At 58.3% G+C, this 13,104-nt stretch carries 14 protein-coding genes; 6 read left to right on the plus strand and 8 right to left on the minus strand.

The window, feature by feature from the left end; all coding sequences use genetic code 11:
* Positions 1 to 35 precede the first annotated feature (35 nt).
* Positions 36 to 914, minus strand: coding sequence for a LysR substrate-binding domain-containing protein (locus tag C1T17_RS16190; protein WP_104954326.1), 879 nt, complete (start codon positions 912 to 914; stop codon positions 36 to 38).
* Positions 915 to 1,292: 378 nt separating this feature from the next.
* Here C1T17_RS16190 and C1T17_RS16195 point away from each other — a divergent pair, with 378 nt between their 5' ends.
* The 3 genes from C1T17_RS16195 to fahA all read left to right on the plus strand — a co-directional run bounded on the left by C1T17_RS16195 (position 1,293) and on the right by fahA (position 4,467).
* Positions 1,293 to 1,940 (plus strand): class I SAM-dependent methyltransferase, encoded by a 648-nt coding sequence (locus C1T17_RS16195; RefSeq protein ID WP_104954327.1) that lies wholly within the window; start codon positions 1,293 to 1,295, stop codon positions 1,938 to 1,940.
* A 153-nt stretch (positions 1,941 to 2,093) separates the two neighbouring features.
* Positions 2,094 to 3,161, plus strand: a complete 1,068-nt coding sequence (gene hppD / locus C1T17_RS16200) for a 4-hydroxyphenylpyruvate dioxygenase (protein WP_104954328.1) — start codon at positions 2,094 to 2,096, stop codon at positions 3,159 to 3,161.
* A gap of 4 nt (positions 3,162 to 3,165) precedes the next feature.
* Positions 3,166 to 4,467: a fumarylacetoacetase gene (gene fahA, locus C1T17_RS16205; protein ID WP_104954329.1), complete on the plus strand. Its 1,302-nt coding sequence runs from the start codon at positions 3,166 to 3,168 to the stop codon at positions 4,465 to 4,467.
* A gap of 38 nt (positions 4,468 to 4,505) precedes the next feature.
* Here fahA and C1T17_RS16210 read toward each other — a convergent pair whose 3' ends face one another.
* The 5 genes from C1T17_RS16210 to C1T17_RS16230 all read right to left on the minus strand — a co-directional run bounded on the left by C1T17_RS16210 (position 4,506) and on the right by C1T17_RS16230 (position 7,534).
* Complete coding sequence (locus C1T17_RS16210; RefSeq protein ID WP_104954330.1) at positions 4,506 to 4,841, minus strand: PilZ domain-containing protein; 336 nt, start codon at positions 4,839 to 4,841, stop codon at positions 4,506 to 4,508.
* 145 nt (positions 4,842 to 4,986) lie between these two features.
* Positions 4,987 to 5,409: an ExbD/TolR family protein gene (locus C1T17_RS16215; protein ID WP_104954331.1), complete on the minus strand. Its 423-nt coding sequence runs from the start codon at positions 5,407 to 5,409 to the stop codon at positions 4,987 to 4,989.
* 25 nt (positions 5,410 to 5,434) lie between these two features.
* Positions 5,435 to 5,923: an ExbD/TolR family protein gene (locus tag C1T17_RS16220; protein WP_104954332.1), complete on the minus strand. Its 489-nt coding sequence runs from the start codon at positions 5,921 to 5,923 to the stop codon at positions 5,435 to 5,437.
* A gap of 102 nt (positions 5,924 to 6,025) precedes the next feature.
* Entirely contained in the window at positions 6,026 to 6,787 is a 762-nt protein-coding gene (locus C1T17_RS16225; protein WP_104954333.1) for a MotA/TolQ/ExbB proton channel family protein, read from the minus strand.
* 90 nt (positions 6,788 to 6,877) lie between these two features.
* On the minus strand, positions 6,878 to 7,534 hold the full coding sequence (locus tag C1T17_RS16230) for an energy transducer TonB (protein ID WP_104954334.1): 657 nt from the start codon (positions 7,532 to 7,534) through the stop codon (positions 6,878 to 6,880).
* Positions 7,535 to 7,786: 252 nt separating this feature from the next.
* Between C1T17_RS16230 and C1T17_RS16240 the strand changes: the two genes are divergently transcribed.
* The 3 genes from C1T17_RS16240 (at position 7,787) to glpX (ending at position 11,232) form a co-directional block, all read left to right on the plus strand.
* Complete coding sequence (locus tag C1T17_RS16240; protein ID WP_189338599.1) at positions 7,787 to 8,683, plus strand: hypothetical protein; 897 nt, start codon at positions 7,787 to 7,789, stop codon at positions 8,681 to 8,683.
* 98 nt (positions 8,684 to 8,781) lie between these two features.
* Positions 8,782 to 10,125, plus strand: coding sequence for a homoserine dehydrogenase (locus C1T17_RS16245; protein WP_104954336.1), 1,344 nt, complete (start codon positions 8,782 to 8,784; stop codon positions 10,123 to 10,125).
* Between the two features lie 135 nt (positions 10,126 to 10,260).
* Complete coding sequence (gene glpX, locus C1T17_RS16250) at positions 10,261 to 11,232, plus strand: class II fructose-bisphosphatase (RefSeq protein WP_104954337.1); 972 nt, start codon at positions 10,261 to 10,263, stop codon at positions 11,230 to 11,232.
* A 52-nt stretch (positions 11,233 to 11,284) separates the two neighbouring features.
* Here the strand turns inward: glpX and C1T17_RS16255 are convergent, their stop codons facing one another.
* Together C1T17_RS16255 and C1T17_RS16260 are read right to left on the minus strand one after the other, a co-directional pair.
* Positions 11,285 to 12,055: an ABC transporter permease gene (locus C1T17_RS16255; RefSeq protein WP_104954338.1), complete on the minus strand. Its 771-nt coding sequence runs from the start codon at positions 12,053 to 12,055 to the stop codon at positions 11,285 to 11,287.
* The gene (locus C1T17_RS16260) at positions 12,052 to 12,993 is read right to left on the minus strand and encodes an ABC transporter ATP-binding protein (RefSeq protein WP_104954339.1); all 942 of its coding nucleotides are present in this window, start codon (positions 12,991 to 12,993) and stop codon (positions 12,052 to 12,054) included. Before C1T17_RS16260 ends, C1T17_RS16255 begins: the two co-directional genes overlap by 4 nt.
* Positions 12,994 to 13,104 lie beyond the last annotated feature (111 nt).

A 13,104-nucleotide genomic window follows, 5' to 3' on the forward strand; every position in this document is an offset into this window, starting at 1 on the left:
ATTGCAGTGAAGTTTAGGTTAAGGACCGCAAAAGATCAGATATCTACGCCGATCAGCCAGTCGTGAAAAATGCGCACGGCCCGGTTCTGAAGTGCTCGCGGACGGCAAACGAAGAAATAACGGTAAGGGCTTTCAACATGTTGGTTGAAGAGGCGCATCAGCCGGGGGTCACGTGCGTCATTATAATGGCTGGCATGCATGACTGCGACACCGAGCCCTTGTGCAGCAGCTTCCAGCATGAGCGGCCCCGAATCATAATTGTCGATCGCAGCGGGCTGGATGTTGGGCAGCCCGATCGCTTCCTTCCAGGCATCGAAGCTTGCCGACATTTCGCGATGGAGCAAAACGGTGTGCTGCGATAACTGCTGCGGATCGGTAATGGCCTTCGGACCCTCGACCAGCCCTCGGCTAGCGATCAGATACACCTCGTCGCGGTCAAGCTCATGCGCGTACAAAGAAGGGTCGATATCTTTCGCCAGTACAATGGCGGCATCAAGCCCCTCGCCCAACCGCGCAACCGCATGCGGTGTCGTTTCGACATCCAGATGCAGCGTAGGATGCAGCGTCCGCAGTTCGCCAAGCCGGGGGAACAGCCGCTGGCTGGCGAACAGTGGCAGAACCGCTAGACGGAAACGCAATTGATTACCGCCGCTTTGAATGTTCTCCATCGCCGTGGACATAGCGTCGAGCGCGGGAGCAATATCGTCCAGCAATCGCTGCCCCAGTCCATTGATCTCCATGGACTGATGCTTTCGGTCGAATAGCGATTTGCCGATGAACCGCTCCAGCGCCTGCACGCGTCGGCTAAGGGCCGGTGTCGAAAGAGCCAACTCCTCAGCAGCGGCTTTCACGGACCCCAAACGCGCAACCTGCACGAAAGCCTCGAGGGCTGTGAGGGGCGGCAAACGGCGCATCAGCTTTTATCTGTACCGATATTTTTGCGCTGCACCATAATCATTTCTCCACTTTCATGCCCGACGTTCTGGGGGATGGCCTTGGAAAGAAGCAACGGTCAGGGATATGCGCAAGATGCAGAATTTGCAACCGTGGTAACATTCTTCGCAGTTGCGGAATTTTTGGAGTCGCTGCAAAAGGGCTGTGCCTTTCAGGCATCCTCTCCTAAAACTCGGCGGGCTGGTCTTCGGACCGGCCCCTTTTTTTGTATCTTAGGTTCATCACCCCCCGTTGAACCAGCTTCACTTACAGGCGTTGTTCCGATCGACAGCGTAGCGACTTGCCAAATTGCTACAATTTTGCGACGCGCTGTTGATAAGAATAACGGCAGGATTTGAATGGCGACCGTACACCTCAAGAAACTTCGCAAGGCCCACGGCCCGGTGGCCCGGTTGCTGAACAAGACACGGCCCTTGGCCACGTTCTTCGGCCAATTTGTGAAGCATCCCGCGATGATCGGGTCGATCATCCCCTCCTCGCCTTCCCTCGTCGCTTCGATGTTGAAAACCGTTGACTGGTCCAGCACCAGACTGTTTGTCGAATATGGTCCTGGCGTCGGCACCTTCACTCGCACGATACTGGAGAAGATGCGCTCCGATGCGCTTCTGATAGCGATCGACATCAACACTGATTTCGTCCGGTATCTAAGCGCTGACATCGCGGATCACCGTTTCCGAGCCGTCCATGGATCAGCCGTCGACGTGCGCCGGATCATTTCTGAGCATGGGTTTTCCGAAGCCGATTACATCTTGTCTGGCCTGCCATTTTCCACTCTCCCCGCTGGCGTCGGAGACGCCATTACGACGGAGACTCATGCAGCGTTGCGACCCGGTGGGTCATTTTTGGTCTATCAATATTCAGGGTTCGTGCAGAGGTTTCTTGTGCCCAATTTCGCGGACGTCGAAACGGACGTGGAATGGTTCAACATTCCCCCTTGTCGGTTGTTCCGGGCAAAAAAGGCGGAGTCTCTCGCGCAAGCAGCATGAGTTGCTCCAGGTAATTTGAATTTTAGTAGATAAAGTATTTGGCGCGAACGGCGGCGGGGCCATGCATCGCAGCCTAAATCAATATAGTATCATTTGACACCATTGTTGGGCTGAAGGATAAGCAGGAAACATTTCTGCCGGAGAGCCCCATCGATGACTGATGCGCATGACAATCCCTTGGGACTGGATGGCTTCGAATTTGTGGAATTCACAAGCCCTGAGCCGCAGGCATTAGCCGACCTGTTCGTCGCCATGGGTTTTACGCATCTTGCCAATCACCGGTCGAAAAATGTTCGTCGCTATGCGCAAGGTGACATCAACTTCATACTCAACATGGAAACTGTGGGTCAGGCGGCGGAGTTCCGCAACGCCCATGGACCATCCGCCAACGCAATGGCGTTCCGCGTACACGATGCCCGCGCCGCCTTTGAGGAGGCGGTCAAGCGCGGCGCAACGCCGGTCACGGGACCGGTGGGACCAATGGAACTCAACATCCCGGCTATAGAAGGCATCGGCGGGTCCAATCTCTATCTGGTGGATCGCTACGGCGCGCAGGAAATCTATGATGTCGATTTCGTCCTGCTGCCGGGCGCTGAGCGCAACGGGCATGACGCCGGGCTACACACGCTGGATCACCTCACGCACAACGTCAACCGCGGCCGCATGAACCACTGGGCGCAATTTTACGAACGGATCTTCAGCTTCCGCGAGATTCGGTATTTCGACATCGAAGGACAAGCCACGGCTCTCCTCAGCCGCGCTATGACAGCCCCGGATGACAAAATCCGCATTCCGCTCAACGAAAGCCAGGATGAGCATAGCCAGATCGAAGAATTTTTGCGCGAGTATAAAGGCGAAGGCATTCAGCATCTCGCTCTCGCTACGGACGATATCTTCGCGACGGTGGACAAACTGCGCGCTAAGGGCGTGCGGTTTCAGGACAGTCCCGACAGTTATTTCGACATGATCGACGCACGCCTGCCGGGGCACGGACATGACATCGAAGAAATGCGCAGGCGCCGTATCTTGATTGATGGCGCGCCGGAAACCGGGGGCGGACTGCTGTTGCAGATATTCACCGAGAATATGGTGGGGCCGATCTTCTTCGAGATTATTCAGCGCAAGGGCAATGATGGCTTTGGCGAAGGCAACTTCAAGGCTCTGTTCGAATCCATCGAGTTGGACCAGATTCGCCGCGGAGTAGTCAACGTTGGAGCGTAAGGGGGTGCGCATCGGGATCGACGAGACTCACGATCCTGCAAGAACAAGTTGGGTCGTCAGCGCGAACGGCCACGGCGACTTCCCGATCCAGAACCTGCCCCTTGGCGTATTCAGCCCAGACGAAGGGGAACCCCGGATCGGCGCAGCAATTGGAGACGACATCCTGGACTTGCGCGCGCTTGCCGATGAGGGGTTAATGCCGGAAGCCACGAAGAAAGCGCTATACAGCCGGACGCTGAATGCACTTTTCGCCTTGCCGGGGGACGCGCGTAATGATCTTCGGAAGCAACTGAGCGCATTGTTGTCCGACGAAGCCCACCGCCGTGCTGTAACGCCGATGCTTTATCGTGCTGAGGCATGCGTGATGTACCTGCCTGCCGTTATCGGTGACTACACTGATTTCTACGTCGGCATCCATCATGCGAACAATGTGGGCAGGCTATTCCGCCCGGACAATCCATTACTGCCTAATTACAAGCATGTGCCTATTGGCTATCATGGACGCGCATCGTCGGTTCGCCCTTCTGGCGTGCCGGTGATAAGGCCGAGGGGGCAGCGCAAACCTCCGGACGCAGAGAACCCCGTCTATGCCGCCACAGAACGCCTGGATTATGAGCTGGAACTCGGCATCTGGATTGGCGCGGGGAACGAGCTGGGTGATCCCATCGCAATATCGGAAGCGGGTCGCCACATCGCTGGTTTCTGTTTGCTCAACGATTGGTCGGCACGTGATTTTCAAGCATGGGAATATCAGCCGCTTGGGCCGTTTCTCGCCAAGAATTTTCACTCCACCGTTTCGCCTTGGGTGATTACAGCAGAAGCTCTGGCGCCTTTCCGGACTGCACAACCTCAGCGAACGAACGGTGATCCTGTGCCACTGCCTTATCTTTGGAATGACAAAGATCAGGCGTCGGGGGGGCTGGGAATCGAGTTGTCGGTCTCGCTATCTTCAGCCGCGATGCGCAAAGCCGACCTGCCCGCCTTCCTTCTGGGGAAAGGGCCAGCCTCCAATATGTACTGGACTGCGGCGCAGATTGTAACTCATCACGCGTCCAACGGATGCAATCTCCAGCCCGGTGACCTATTAGGCACGGGAACCATCTCTACACCTGATGATAGCGGCTTGGGCAGTCTTTTGGAGCTTAGCCGCGGTGGTAGCCAGCCAGTCGAGCTGCCCAATGGAGAGACACGAACATTCCTGGTGGACGGCGACCATGTAATCATGAAAGCCAACGCCAAGGCTGAGGGGTTTGTCTCCATCGGCTTCGGCTCATGCCATGCAGAGGTCTTGCCCGCGCACACGTGAGTGCCGGGAGGCCCTTACTTACTATGAGGGTGTCCTGCCTAAAGCGGCTTCAGGCCCAGCGCGTCTGTCGTGATCTTCACGATATGATCGAAGATGGCGGGATGCAGGGGGCGCTCGAAATTGCACCCCGCTTCATGGTCACGCACCCACATGACTTCGGCACGGCGGCCTTCGAAACCCGGCAACATGATCCAGATGTCCATGCCGGGCTTCAACTTGACAAAGGTCTGCACGCGAAACCCCGTCGCCGACAGATCAGAAATGCGGCTCGAAAACCAGCTTTCTCCGGGTCGGCGCAACTTGACGCCAATCTGCACATGGTGACGGGTGTCCGTCCGCTCATATCCCGACTTGATGTTTTGCCTGGCGCTCATGGTCCGTCACGTGATGCACTGGAATGATGAACAACGGCTACACAGGAAGGATGACCAGCCCGTTAATTGCGCTTCTCAATCAATAAAAAAGGGCCGCCGCAGCAGCCCTTTTTCATGAACATCGATGTTATTTCAGACGCTTGGGTCAGAACGATCCGTATTGTTCGTTACCGACAAAACCGAGCTTCGTCACGTTCGCGCGCTTGATCTCGGCCAGAACCTGATCGACCACGACATAGCGGGTCTGTGCGTCCGGCTGAAACTGCAACTCAGGCTCTACCGGCAAAGCTAGCGACTGCTTGAGGTAGAGGCGCAGGGTCAGCAGATCGATCGGTGCACCGTTCCAGGTGATCGTTCCGGCGGCATCGATAGCCACCTTGTTCTTGACCGGGTCAACGACGCTGTCCGTCGGCGGCGCGTTCTGCGGCAGATCGATCTTCACCGCGTGGGTTTGGATCGGGATGGTGATGATGAACATGATGAGGAGCACGAGCATGACGTCGATCAACGGCGTCGTGTTCATCTCCATCATCGGCTCGCCATCTTCAGAGGCAGCAGCCATTGCCATTGTCTAAACTCCTGTCTGGTCTCGATCAGAGACGCTGGATGTTGAGCGAAGCCGGATCGGGTTCGGAGATGAAGCCGACCTTCGGAAAGCCAGCACGCTGCATGGTGTAGATCGTGCCGCCGATGCACCGGTAAGGCGTATTGATGTCGCCGCGGATATGCACTTCGGGCAAATCCTCTGGCGTCATGTTCTCGATGCCGCCAACCTTTTTGATATCGGCTTCAAGCTTCGCAACTGCGCGATTCAGCAGGTCCGTCGAATCAACCTTGGTCATGTTCCAGTACACTTCGCATGCCCCGTCGGCAGCGGTCGTGATGGACAGCGACACATTCTCCGGCTTCGTCGTCGTCGGCTCGAACGCCACCTTGGGCAGTTCAAGATCGACGGTCTGAATGACGACAGGAACGGCGATCAAGAAGATGATGAGCAGCACGAGCATGACGTCAACGAGCGGCGTCGTGTTGATCGTGTTAATCGGCTGGTCTTCGCCGCCGGGTCCAACACTCATTGCCATTTATCAGTATCCTAACATGTCTGTCTTTTTTGACTCCGGCCTGGAAGGCGGGGCCAGGGCCCGGACGCGGCGCAGCCCGCCGCTCCGGGTCACCTTGTGCAATCAGGCCTTGGTGGGCGTTGCAGCAACCGGCTTCGTAACCGGAGCAGCGGCACCAGTCGTAACCACCGGCTTCACGGCGCCGTTCGACACCATGTAGCCGAGCAGGTCGGTCGAGAAGGAGCTGAGATCCTCCGCGATCGCCTTGTTACGGCGCTGCAGGAAGTTGTATGCAAGCACGGCGGGAACCGCGACGACCAGACCAAGGGCGGTCATGATGAGCGCTTCACCGACTGGACCGGCAACGGCGTCGATCGATGCCTGACCCGAAGCACCGATCTTGATCAGAGCGCGGTAGATACCAATAACCGTACCGAACAGACCGACGAACGGCGAGGTCGAACCAACGGTCGCGAGGAACGCAAGGCCGCTGCCCAGCTTCCAGTTGATGGCGTTTTCCGAACGGGCGAGCGAACCGTGCAGCCAGTCATGCGCTTCGACCGGATCGGTCAGTTTGCCATGCTGTTCCTGAGCGGCAATGCCGTCGTCGACGAGCTGCTTGTAAGCCGAGTTCTTCTCCAGCTTGGCGGAGCCTTCACGCAGGTTGGCCGAACGCCAGAACACCTGACGGACCTTCTTGTACTGGTTGATCACCTTCTGCTGTTCGATCAGCTTGGTGAACAGGATGAAGAACGTGCCGACAGACATGCCGACCAGAATGATGAAAACGGTCCAGGCGATGACACCGCCCTGCTCGAGCGCTTCCATCAGGCCATATGGGTTTGCCGCCTTGGGGGCTGCGGCGGCTGCGATAGACATCAACATGTTCGTGACTTCCCTCTCATTGGGTTCAGTAAGAGTGGCGGCCCCGCGCTAAGGGGGCCGGACCGCCACAGAATATTCAGATCACCGACTTCACTGCGGCAGTTTCCACACGATGCGGCTGCTGAAGCTGTCCGCCATCGGCTGACCATCCGCACCGACCGCAGGCTTGAAGCGTGCGCGGCGAGGCAAAAGACGGCACGTTTCCGCGTCGAGATCGGGGCTACCGCTCGATGAGGTCACCGTGCAGTTGGTCACCCGGCCATCGGGGCCGATGTCCAGCTTGAACCCGGTCGTACCCGAACGCTCTTCGCGCTGTGCACGGCTGGGATAGTCAGCGTCGGTGACCCAGCTGCCCGGAGATCCGCGTGGCGCGGCCCGACTTGCCGCTACCTTTGGAGCTGGCGGCGGAGGCGGCGGAGGCGCCGCAACCGGAACGGGATTGAACACCGGCGGAGGCGTGCGAACCGTCTGGATCGGCGGCGCAGGCGCAGGCGTTTGGACGATCGGCGGCGGCGAGACTACCGGCGGCGGCTCGATCGGCTGATCTGGCGGCGGTGGCGGCGGTTCCTCATCTGGTGGCGGTGGCTCTTCCTTGACGTCTATGACGTTCAGCTGCTCCGCCGCCTTTTTGACATATTGCATGCCAAGACCAGAGACGAATGCATAACCGAGAACAGCATGAATCAGGGCAACGATGACGATCGATATCGTGCGACTCGAACCCTCTGAGTGGTCAGCATAAGCCATTCAGCAACGACACTCCTTAACTCGGCTTCTTGAAAAATGACGACCTATGGACAACATGGACCATAAGATGATCGGTGATGCCCCGCCCATCTTTATGGCCCTAGTCCGCTTTTTTGCTATCACTGCAACTCCTATCGCGGCCAAACGCGTGACGCAAACGCTTTATCAAAGGCACCTCTTGCTTTCGCAAGTTATTAACGAAATTACTTGCCTGTGGCGTGGATGCCACGGGTTCAGCAAGGTCGAACGAATATGAAGATGATATCCTCCATTGCCATCACCCGAACCTGCGCTGTAGCTTGCCTTGTTTTAGCCGCAAATGCCGGTTTTTCAAAGTTTTCCGCACCCGCCACCGCGCAAGCAATAAACAATAAGGCAGTTAACTCAAAGATAGTTTTGCCTCCGTCCTCCTATGCTGATCTTGCTGATCTTAGCGCAGTTGCGCCGGTTGTGCTCATTGGTGAAATTTCATCAGTGATTCCCCTTAAGCCCGTACAGGCACCAGGTGTAGCGGCAGGGTATCGAAGGGCTTTTATCACCACTAAAGCAGCCGGATTGATTCGCGGCGAAGGCGGAGTGGCCCCAACTTTGTCGTATTTATACGACATTCCTCTCGATGCGCGGGGCAAGCTCCCCAAGCTTAAGAAACGGCGTGTCCTGCTGTTTGCTCGGCCCGGAGCTAGACCGGGTGAAATCCAGCTTGTAGCTCCCGATGCACAAATTGACTGGTCGCCGGAGCGGGAAGCGACCGTAAGAAGCATCGTTTCCGAACTGCTTTCGGCAAAGGCTCCACCCAAGATCATAGGGTTGGGAGATGCCTTTCACGTTGCAGGGACGGTCCAGGGTGAAGGCGAGACGCAGATGTTCCTGCGGACCGACAGCGGCGAGCCGGTGTCGCTTTCAATTGTCAGGCGGCCGGGAGAAGAACCGAAATGGGCAGTCGCCTTGGGCGAAATCGTGGATGAGGCAGCGGCGACCCCTAAGCCAGGGACGCTGCTGTGGTATCGGCTGGCCTGCGGCTTGCCCTCTGCCCTGCCTCCCGCTGCAGTGAGGACATTAGCGGTCCCTGACGCGGAAGCCGCACGCGCGGATTACCAGCTGGTGGTGGATGGCCTCGGCCCCTGTGGACGGACGCGGATGCCCCGGTGATTCGGCTGCCCTTCCGACGCGTGGATTGGGCTTGGAAATCGCTGCCCCCCCGGCTATCAGCGCCCCTCTTCGGAACATAGCGTACGCGGGGCAGTAGGATGAACACAGCGGATCAGCGGCCGGATCAGAAGCCCCTGCGGGTCGCCGTCGTGGGTCTTGGAACGGTGGGCGGCGGCGTGCTTCGCCTGCTAGAGACTAATGGCGCACTAATTGCACGGCGCTCAGGACGCCCGATCCAGATCGTAGCCATTTCCGCGCGCGACCGCTCGAAAGATCGCGGCATCGACCTTTCGGCTTATGAATGGGTCGATGATATGACGAGCCTTGCCCAGCGTGATGACGTCGACGCAGTGGTGGAGTTGATCGGCGGTTCCGATGGCCCAGCCTTGACATTAGCCCGCCAGTGCCTTGCGGCGGGCAAACCATTCGTGACAGCTAACAAAGCGATGATTGCACATCACGGTCTTGCCCTCGCAAGCGCGGCAGAGGCTGCGGGCGTTGCGCTCAAGTACGAGGCCGCAGTTGCTGGCGGCATTCCGGTCATCAAGGGGCTGCGCGAAGGCGCCGCGGCCAATGAAATCGGGCGCGTCTATGGCATATTGAACGGCACCTGCAATTACATCCTCACAACCATGGAGAAGGCGCAGGAGGCGGGACACCCGCGCGACTTCTCCGAAGTCCTCAAAGATGCCCAGTCCCTTGGCTACGCAGAAGCCGATCCCAGCTTTGACATCGACGGCGTAGATGCGGCGCATAAGCTTTCGATCCTTTCGAGCCTGGCGTTCGGTACAAGGCTGAACTTCGAAGATGTGGACATCACTGGTATCCGCCACGTCATCGCGGCCGACATCGCCGAAGCGGCAGTGCTGGGCTATCGTATCCGCCTCGTCGGCATGGCGGAGAACAGTGTAGACGGCCTGTTCCAGCGCGTTCATCCGATGCTGGTGCCGCTCAATCATCCCCTCGCACATGTTGACGGTTCGCTTAATGCTGTGGTGGCCGAAGGCAATTTCGTTGGACGGCTGTTCTTTCAGGGTGCGGGCGCAGGAGACGGACCTACGGCTTCTGCCGTGGTGGCGGACCTCATCGACGTGGCGCGCGATGAATATGGCGATGCCTTCGCCATGCCCGTCGCATCGCTTGTGGCGCAGAGCAAAGCCGACACCGGGGCGCGTATCGGACGCAGTTATTTGCGGTTCCAGGTAGCTGACCGTCCCGGCGTTCTCGCTGAAATCGCCGCAGCGACGCGCGACGCGGGCGTATCGATTGAGAGTATGATCCAGCGGGGAACGGCCTCCTCTAACGCATCGAGCAAGGACGGCGTGCTGGTAGCCATCGTGACGCATGAGGGCGCGGAACGCTGCGTCGCTGACACCTTGGCCCGCCTCGCCGGATCGGACAGCTTGCTCGATCAGCCGATGGTCATGCACATTCTAGACTAACCCTAGGGATTAGCTGGATCGAATTAGTCCTTTTCCCGTGACATCTTATCGTTACGCTTCTCGACAAGCCCACATCCACCGCCTATCGCACTGTGCACGCGCAGCAATGACATTCACAGGACAAAGGGGTTTTCGATTATGCAGGCGAGTTCGATCCTGGATCGCGTATTGGTGCTTGAAATGGTGCGTGTCACCGAAGCTGCGGCTATCGCCGCGTCCAAGCTGATCGGCCGTGGCGACGAGAAAGCCGCAGACGCCGCCGCCGTCGAAGCCATGCGAATCGCTTTCAACGACCTCTACATGGACGGCACCGTCGTCATCGGCGAAGGCGAGCGCGACGAAGCGCCGATGCTCTACATTGGCGAGAAGGTCGGCAACGCCATTGGCACCGGGCCGAAGATCGACATCGCGCTCGATCCGCTGGAAGGCACGACGATCACGGCGAAGGCTGGCCCCAATGCGTTGGCGGTGCTGGCGATCTCCGAAGAAGGCGGCCTGCTTAACGCGCCGGACGTCTACATGGAGAAGCTGGCGGTTGGCCCCGGTTATCCTGAGAACATCATCGACCTCAACAAGTCGGTGAAGGAAAATGTCGAAGCGGTAGCGGCGCACAAGGGCGTGGCACCGGGCGATATCATCGTGTGCGTCCTGGATCGCCCGCGTCATGAAAAGCTGATCGGCGAGTTGCGCACCATCGGTTGCGGCATCATGTTGATCCCAGACGGCGACGTGGCTGGCGTGATCGCGACGACGAACCCCGAAACGACGATTGACATGTATATGGGATCTGGCGGCGCTCCCGAGGGCGTGCTGGCTTGTGCAGCCCTCCGCTGTGTGGGCGGCCAATTCAAGGGCCGCTTGCTGTTCCGTAACGAGGACGAAAAGCAGCGCGCTTACAAATGGGGCATCACCGATCTCGACAAGGTCTATGATCTCAAGGAACTGGCGATCGGCGACTGCATCTTTGCAGCGACCGGCGTGACCGATGGGTCACTGCTTGCGGGCGTGAAGCGCCTGCCCGGCGGCAAGATGACGACCGAGAGCGTCGTGATGCGCGCCAGCTCCGGCACGGTCCGCTGGGTGAAGGGTGAGCATCGCTCAGCCTGACGTTCTCAAATATCGTACTTACAGCGGCGCTTTCCCACCGGGGGGGGTGCCGTTATTTTTTAAGTCGATAGCCCGTGCTGAACATCCAGCTTATGATACCTAGGCACAGCAGCAGCATCGCTGCTATGATTGTGGCGCTCCAGCCGATGCTCACGTCACCCTTGTCGAAGAACGTCCAGCGGAACCCGCTGATGAGATAGACGATTGGGTTGAACAGCGTGATCGTCCGCCACGGCTCAGGCAGCATGTGGATCGAATAGAATGCGCCGCCCAGGAACGTCATAGGCGTGACGACCAGCAGCGGGATCACCTGCAACTGCTCGAAACTCTGCGCCCATATGCCCAGGATGAAGCCGAACAGGCAGAAGGTAACGGCGATCAGGGCCATGAAGCCGAACATCCAGATGGGATGGGCGATGGGTAGATCCACGAAGAGATGCGCCGTGGCGAATATGATGAGGCCAAGGATCAACGACTTGGTGGCAGCGGCTCCGACATAGGCAATGACTGTTTCCAGCGCGGACACAGGCGCGGACAGCAGTTCGTAGATCGTCCCGGTGAACTTCGGCATGTAGATGCCGAAGCTCGCGTTGAAGATGCTTTCAGTGAACATCGAGAGCATGATGAGGCCCGGCACGATGAACGCGCCGTAGGCGATGCCATCTATCTCCTTCATCTGACTGCCGATCGCCGAACCGAACACGATGAAGTAGAGCGATGTCGTGATGACCGGCGTAGCGAGGCTGGTGAGGATCGTGCGGCCAAAGCGCGCCAACTCGAAGGTGTAGATGGCGCGCACGGCGTTGAAACTGAAATGAATCACGCGGAGGCTCCCTCTGCAGGGGCATGGACAAGACTGACGAAGATATCCTCCAGGCTGCTCTGCCGCGTATCGAGGTCCTTGTAAGCAACGCCAAGATCACCGAGCCGCCGCAGCAACGACGCGACACCAGTGCGCTCCGCATGGGTGTCGAAGATATATTCGATCTCGTGTCCCTCCCCTTTCAGCGAAACATCCCAATCGGCGAGTTCCGCCGGGATTGCGGCGATCGGCTCCGCCAGCTTCACGGTCAGCGTCTTCTTACCGAGCTTGTGCATCAGCGTCGTTTTATCCTCGACAAGGATCAATTGCCCACGATTGATGACGCCGACGCGATCGGCCATTTCCTCGGCTTCCTCGATGTAATGTGTGGTGAGGATGATCGTGACGCCGGTCTCCCGCAGCTTGCGCACCAGCGCCCACATGTCGCGGCGCAGTTCGACATCGACGCCTGCCGTAGGTTCGTCAAGGAACAGCACGCGCGGCTCATGGCTCAGTGCTTTTGCAATCATCACGCGGCGCTTCATGCCGCCGGAGAGTTCCATGATTTTGGCGTCGCGTTTTTCCCAGAGGGAAAGGTCGCGCAGAATTTTCTCGATCAGCGCGTCATCGCGCGGTTTGCCGAACAAGCCGCGGCTAAACCGGACGGTGGAGATGACTTTTTCAAACTGATCGGTGAAAAGCTCTTGCGGCACCAAGCCGATCGCGGAGCGCGATCCCCGGTAATCCCGCACGATGTCGTGACCCGCCACGAGCACTGTGCCTTCGCTCGGGTTCACATTGCCGCAGATAATCGAAATTAGCGTCGTCTTGCCCGCGCCGTTCGGCCCGAGCAGCGCAAAGATTTCCCCTTCCTGTATGTCGAGATCGACGCTGTGCAGGGCGACATGGCCCGACGCATAGCGTTTCGTCAGGCCCGAAATAGTGATGATGGATGCCATGGTGCGGCGAATGCCCCTTATCTGCTGTGTCGGAAGGTAGGGCGCGGGCTGCGCTTTGCAAGCAGAACGCGACTTTCCTGTCGATGAGGTCCGCTACAAACCGATTGCGTC

The organism is Sphingobium sp. SCG-1, from assembly GCF_002953135.1.
In the GTDB taxonomy this organism is placed as follows: Bacteria; Pseudomonadota; Alphaproteobacteria; order Sphingomonadales; family Sphingomonadaceae; genus Sphingobium.

Coding starts and splice junctions, on each gene's coding strand:
- C1T17_RS16240 (WP_189338599.1), top strand. CDS start 7,787: ATGAAGATGATATCCTCCATTGCCATCACCCGAACCTGCGCTGTAGCT.
- C1T17_RS16260 (WP_104954339.1), bottom strand. CDS start 12,993: ATGGCATCCATCATCACTATTTCGGGCCTGACGAAACGCTATGCGTCG.
- C1T17_RS16230 (WP_104954334.1), bottom strand. CDS start 7,534: ATGGCTTATGCTGACCACTCAGAGGGTTCGAGTCGCACGATATCGATC.
- C1T17_RS16210 (WP_104954330.1), bottom strand. CDS start 4,841: ATGAGCGCCAGGCAAAACATCAAGTCGGGATATGAGCGGACGGACACC.
- C1T17_RS16190 (WP_104954326.1), bottom strand. CDS start 914: ATGCGCCGTTTGCCGCCCCTCACAGCCCTCGAGGCTTTCGTGCAGGTT.
- C1T17_RS16220 (WP_104954332.1), bottom strand. CDS start 5,923: ATGGCAATGAGTGTTGGACCCGGCGGCGAAGACCAGCCGATTAACACG.
- C1T17_RS16225 (WP_104954333.1), bottom strand. CDS start 6,787: ATGTTGATGTCTATCGCAGCCGCCGCAGCCCCCAAGGCGGCAAACCCA.
- C1T17_RS16195 (WP_104954327.1), top strand. CDS start 1,293: ATGGCGACCGTACACCTCAAGAAACTTCGCAAGGCCCACGGCCCGGTG.
- hppD (WP_104954328.1), top strand. CDS start 2,094: ATGACTGATGCGCATGACAATCCCTTGGGACTGGATGGCTTCGAATTT.
- C1T17_RS16245 (WP_104954336.1), top strand. CDS start 8,782: ATGAACACAGCGGATCAGCGGCCGGATCAGAAGCCCCTGCGGGTCGCC.
- C1T17_RS16215 (WP_104954331.1), bottom strand. CDS start 5,409: ATGGCAATGGCTGCTGCCTCTGAAGATGGCGAGCCGATGATGGAGATG.